The organism is Acidovorax sp., assembly GCF_046339755.1.
GTDB lineage: Bacteria > Pseudomonadota > Gammaproteobacteria > Burkholderiales > Burkholderiaceae_C > Acidovorax.
This window is the reverse complement of record NZ_JBKDTZ010000301.1, coordinates 1-5,170: the sequence shown is the minus strand read 5'-3', so window position 1 is coordinate 5,170 and position 5,170 is coordinate 1. Positions and strand designations below refer to the sequence as shown.

At 68.8% G+C, this 5,170-nt stretch carries 4 protein-coding genes and 1 pseudogene; all 5 read left to right on the top strand.

Annotation, left to right across the window (positions count from 1 at the left end):
* Positions 1–899, top strand: an 899-nt coding sequence (locus ACK59X_RS25760) for a DNA gyrase C-terminal beta-propeller domain-containing protein (RefSeq protein WP_409961309.1), incomplete at its 5' end; no start/stop codon positions are given.
* 145 nt (positions 900–1,044) lie between these two features.
* Positions 1,045–2,154, top strand: a complete 1,110-nt coding sequence (gene serC / locus ACK59X_RS25755; RefSeq protein WP_409961307.1) for a 3-phosphoserine/phosphohydroxythreonine transaminase — start codon at positions 1,045–1,047, stop codon at positions 2,152–2,154.
* Between the two features lie 57 nt (positions 2,155–2,211).
* A complete protein-coding gene (gene pheA, locus ACK59X_RS25750) occupies positions 2,212–3,309 on the top strand; it encodes a prephenate dehydratase (protein ID WP_409961305.1) in 1,098 nt (365 codons plus the stop codon).
* A 75-nt stretch (positions 3,310–3,384) separates the two neighbouring features.
* Positions 3,385–4,290 carry a prephenate dehydrogenase gene (locus ACK59X_RS25745; protein WP_409961303.1) on the top strand — a complete coding sequence of 302 codons (906 nt, stop codon included), beginning with the start codon at positions 3,385–3,387 and terminating at the stop codon, positions 4,288–4,290.
* A pseudogene (locus tag ACK59X_RS25740) lies at positions 4,290–5,170 on the top strand (bifunctional 3-phosphoshikimate 1-carboxyvinyltransferase/cytidylate kinase); the annotation flags it as partial. The gene ACK59X_RS25745 and the pseudogene ACK59X_RS25740, both read left to right, overlap by 1 nt.

The window sequence follows — 5,170 nt, the reverse complement described above, 5'->3', positions numbered from 1 at the left end:
GGATCGACCAGCTCTTCATCGCCAACACGCACGACTACATCCTGTGCTTCTCCAACCGCGGCCGGCTGTACTGGCTCAAGGTCTGGGAAGTGCCGGCAGGCTCGCGCGGCTCGCGTGGCCGCCCCATCGTCAACATGTTCCCGCTGCAGGAAGGCGAGAAGATCAACGTGGTGCTGGCGCTCACCGGCGACATGCGCACCTTCCCGGCCGACCGCTACGTGTTCATGGCGACCAGCATGGGCACCGTGAAGAAGACCGCGCTCGACGAGTTCAGCAACCCGCGCAAGGGCGGCATCATCGCCGTCAACCTCGATGACGGCGACTACCTGATCGGCGCGGCGCTGACCGATGGCCAGCACGACGTGATGCTGTTCAGCGACGGCGGCAAGGCCGTGCGCTTCGACGAGAACGACGTGCGCCCCCTGGGCCGCCAGGCCCGCGGCGTGCGCGGCATGACGCTGGAAGACGGCCAGAGCGTGATCGCCATGCTGGTCGCCGAAGACGAAACGCAGAGCGTGCTCACTGCCACCGAAAACGGCTACGGCAAGCGCACCAGCATCGTCGAGTACACGCGCCACGGCCGCGGCACCAAGGGCATGATCGCGATACAGCAGAGCGAGCGCAACGGCAAGGTCGTGGCCGCCACGCTGGTGCATGCCGACGACGAGATCATGCTGATCACCGACAAGGGCGTGCTGGTGCGCACCCGCGTCTCCGAGATCCGCGAGCTGGGCCGCGCCACGCAGGGCGTGACGCTGATCGCACTGGACGAGGGCTCCCAGCTCAGCGGCCTGCAGCGCATCGTCGAGAACGATGCCAACGTGATCGAAGGCGAAGGCGGCGCAGCCGACGCCGGCGGTGACGCCGCACCGGGAGCGGACGGGCCCTCCGAGTCCTGACGGACTGCATGCGCGCAGCAGCATCCCCGGGGCCTGCCGGGTGCTGCGCGCGATGCGCCTTGGTGCAGCATGAAGCAATGCGGGCCAGCGCGGCGCAAGCCGCCAGCCCATCGAGACTGACCTTCCTTTTTTCGTTTCGCCTGACATGAACCGCCCCTACAACTTCTCCGCCGGCCCCGCCGCCATTCCCGCCGAAGTGCTGCAGCAAGCCGCCTCCGAAATGCTGGACTGGCATGGCAGCGGCATGGGCGTGATGGAGATGAGCCACCGCGGCAAGGAGTTCCTGTCCATCTACCAGCAGGCCGAGGCCGACCTGCGCACGCTGCTGGCCGTGCCCGCGAACTTCAAGATCCTGTTCATGCAGGGGGGCGGCCTGGCAGAGAACGCCATCGTGCCGCTGAACCTCTCGCGCGCCGCCGTCGTGGACTTCGTGGTCACCGGCAGCTGGAGCCAGAAGTCGCAAAAGGAGGCGCGCAAGTACGCCTCGGAAGTCAACATCGCCGCCAGCAGCCAGGACAGCGACTTCACCACCGTGCCCGACCCCGCCACCTGGAACCTGAGCCGCGGCGCGAGCTACCTGCACCTGTGCAGCAACGAAACCATCAACGGCACCGAATTCCACGAACTGCCCGACCTCAAGGCCCTGGGATCCGATGCCCCGCTGGTCATCGACTTCTCCTCGCACGTGGCCTCGCGCAGCGTGGACTGGTCGCGCGTGGGCCTGGCCTTCGGCGGCGCGCAGAAGAACCTGGGCCCTGCCGGCCTGACCCTGGTGGTGGTGCGCGAAGACCTGCTGGGCCATGCCCTGCCCGCCTGCCCCAGCGCCTTCGACTACAAGACCGTGGCGGACAACGAGTCCATGTACAACACGCCACCCACCTGGGGCATCTACGTGGCGGGCCTGACCTTCCAGTGGCTGCTGCGCCAGCGCGAGGGCGAGCTGACCGGCGTGGCCGCCATGGAGCAGCGCAACATCGCCAAGGCCGAGCTGCTGTACAACGCCATCGACGCCTCGCAGCTGTACGTGAACAAGGTGGCCGCCAACTGCCGTTCGCGCATGAACATCCCCTTCTTCCTGCGCGACGAGTCGCGCAACGACGCCTTCCTGGCCGGCGCCCGCGAGCGCGGCCTGCTGCAACTCAAGGGCCACAAGTCCGTGGGCGGCATGCGTGCCAGCATCTACAACGCCATGCCCTTGGCCGGTGTACAGGCGCTGGTGGACTACATGCGAGAATTTGAACAGAAGCGCGCCTGAGTCCCGCCCTCCCGCCCCCCCTCCCACCGGACGCCCGCCAGAAAAGCTGCCCCCTTCATGACCGAACCGCAAGCCTCCCCTGATCTCGCCAGCCTGCGCGTGCAGATCGACTCCCTCGACCGGCAACTGCTCACGCTGCTCAACCAGAGGGCCCTGGTCGCCGAGCAGGTCGGAGAGGTCAAGAAGCGCGAGGGCACGCCGTTCTTCCGGCCCGACCGCGTGGCCCAGGTCATCGACAAGATCCAGACCGCCAACCCCGGCCCGCTCAAGGGTGCGCACGTGGCGGCCATCTGGCGCGAGATCATGTCGGCCTGCCTGGCGCTCGAATCGCCCCAGCGCGTGGCCGTGCTCGGCCCCGAAGGCACCTTCTGCGAGCAGGCCGCCATCGAGTTCTTCGGCGGCGCCGCCGACCTGATGTACTGCGCCAACTTCGACGAGGTGTTCCACGCCACGGCGGCGGGCAGCGCCCAGTACGGCGTGGTGGGCGTGGAGAACTCCACCGAAGGCGTGGTCACGCGCTCGCTCGACCTGTTCCTGCACACCCCCACGCACGTGGTGGGCGAGGTCAGCCTGCTGGTGCGCCACAACCTGCTGCGCACCAGCAACTCGCTCGACGGCATCGAGGCCGAGCTGGCCCACCCGCAGGCCCTGGCCCAGTGCCAAGCCTGGCTGTCCAAGCACCTGCCGCACGCCGAGCGCCGCCCGGTGTCGAGCAATGCCGAAGGCGCGCGCCTGGCCACCACCAACCCGGCCTGGGCCGCGCTGTCGAGCGAGCGCGCCGCCACCCAGTTCGGCCTGCACATCGTTGCGCATGCCATCCAGGACGATGCGTACAACCGCACGCGCTTTGCCATCATCTGCCTGCCGCACACGCTGCAGACGCCGCCGCCTTCGGGCAAGGACTGCACCAGCCTGGTGGTCTCGGTGCCCAACCGCCCCGGCGCGGTGCACGACCTGCTGGTGCCGCTCAAGGCGCACGGCGTGTCCATGACGCGCTTCGAGTCGCGCCCTGCGCGCACCGGCCAGTGGGAGTACTATTTCTACATCGACCTGGACGGCCACCCCGCCCAGCCCCACGTGGCCCGCGCACTCGAAGAGCTGCGCAGCCTGTGCGCCTTCTACAAGGTGCTGGGCACCTACCCGGTGGCGCCATGAGCCTGGACATGCCCACGCGCACCCCTGAACGCCCGGCGATCGCACCCCGTCGCCCCCTGCCGGAATCGCACCACCATGTTTGAACAATTGGGACTCATCGGCTGCGGCCTCATGGGCGGCTCCTTCGCGCTGGCGATGAAGAAGGCCGGCCTGGTCAAGCGCGTGGTGGGCTACAGCAAATCGCCCTCCACCACCGACCGGGCGCGCCAGCTCGGCGTGATCGACGTCGAAGCCCCTTCGGCCCTGCTGGCCGTGGCCGGCGCCGACATCGTGCTGGTGGCCGTGCCCGTGGCCGCCACCGAAGCCACGCTCAAGGCCATCCGCCACCTGGTCACGCCCAACATGCTGATCATGGATGTGGGCTCCACCAAGGCCGACGTGGTGCAGGCCGCACGCCGCGCGCTGCGCGACCAGGTGGGCTCGTTCGTGCCCGCCCACCCCATCACCGGCCGCGAGGTCTCGGGCGTGGAGCATGCCGACGCCGAGCTGTACACCGGCCGCCAGGTCATCCTGACGCCCATCGAGCGCACGGCGAACACCCAGCTCGGCACCCTCCCCACCCAGCTCAGCCAGGCCGAGACCGTGTGGAACGCGCTGGGCTGCCGGGTGAGCAGCATGTCGCCCGAATCCCATGACGCGGCCTTCGCCGCCGTGAGCCACCTGCCCCACCTGCTGGCCTTTGCGATGATGAACAGCATCACCGGCCAAAAGGACGGCGACGACTTCCTCTCGCTCGCCGGCCCGGGCTTTCGCGACTTCACGCGCATTGCCGCCAGCGATCCCAAGGTCTGGCGCGACATCCTGCTGTCCAACCGCGAAGAACTGCTGGCCCAGTCGCGCCAATTCCAGCAGACCCTGCAGAACATCGAGCAGGCCATGCAGAAGAACGATGCGCAGGCGCTCGAAGACATGATCACACTGGCCAGCGAGACCCGCGCGCACTGGCGCATGGGCGCGCAGCGCTCGAGCAAGGGCCGCTGATGTTCAGCACCCCCTGGCTCGACCTGCCGGCCCTCTGCGCCGCAGGCGGCGAAGTCCACCTGCCCGGCTCCAAGAGCATCTCCAACCGCGTGCTGCTGCTGGCTGCCCTGAGCGCCGGCACCACCACCGTGCACGACCTGCTGGCTTCGGACGACACCCGCGTCATGCTTGACGCCCTGCGCCAGATCGGCTGCACGGTGGACGAGGATGGCAGCACCACGGTGCGCATCACCGGCCTGGGTGGCGCAACACCCCATTCGCCCGCCAAACTCTTCATGGGCAACGCCGGCACGGCCATGCGCCCGCTCACGGCCGCGCTGTCGCTGCTGGGTGGTGAATTCGAGCTGTCGGGCGTGCCGCGCATGCATGAGCGCCCCATCGGCGACCTGGTCGACGCGCTGCGCCAGCTCGGCTGCCAGATCGACTACCTGGGCAACGACGGCTACCCGCCGCTGCGCATCGCGCACGGCCAGGGCGTGCCGGCCCTGGCGCTGGCCGGCCCGATCCGCGTGCGCGGCGATGTCTCAAGCCAGTTCCTCACGGCCCTGCTCATGGCGCTGCCGCTGGCCGCCCGCACGCAGGCCATCGAGATCGACGTGGTGGGCGAGCTGATCTCCAAGCCCTACATCGCCATCACCCTGCAACTGCTCGCGCGCTTCGGCATCGCGGTCACGCACCAGGACTGGCAGCGCTTCACCATCCCCGCCGGCAGCCAGTACCGCTCGCCGGGCGAGATCCATGTGGAGGCGGACGCCTCCTCGGCCAGCTACTTCATCGCCCTGGGCGCCATCGCCTCGGGCCACGAAGGCCTGCCCGAGGGCATCCGCATCCAAGGCGTGGGGCTCGATTCCATCCAGGGCGACATCCGCTTCGTCGAGGC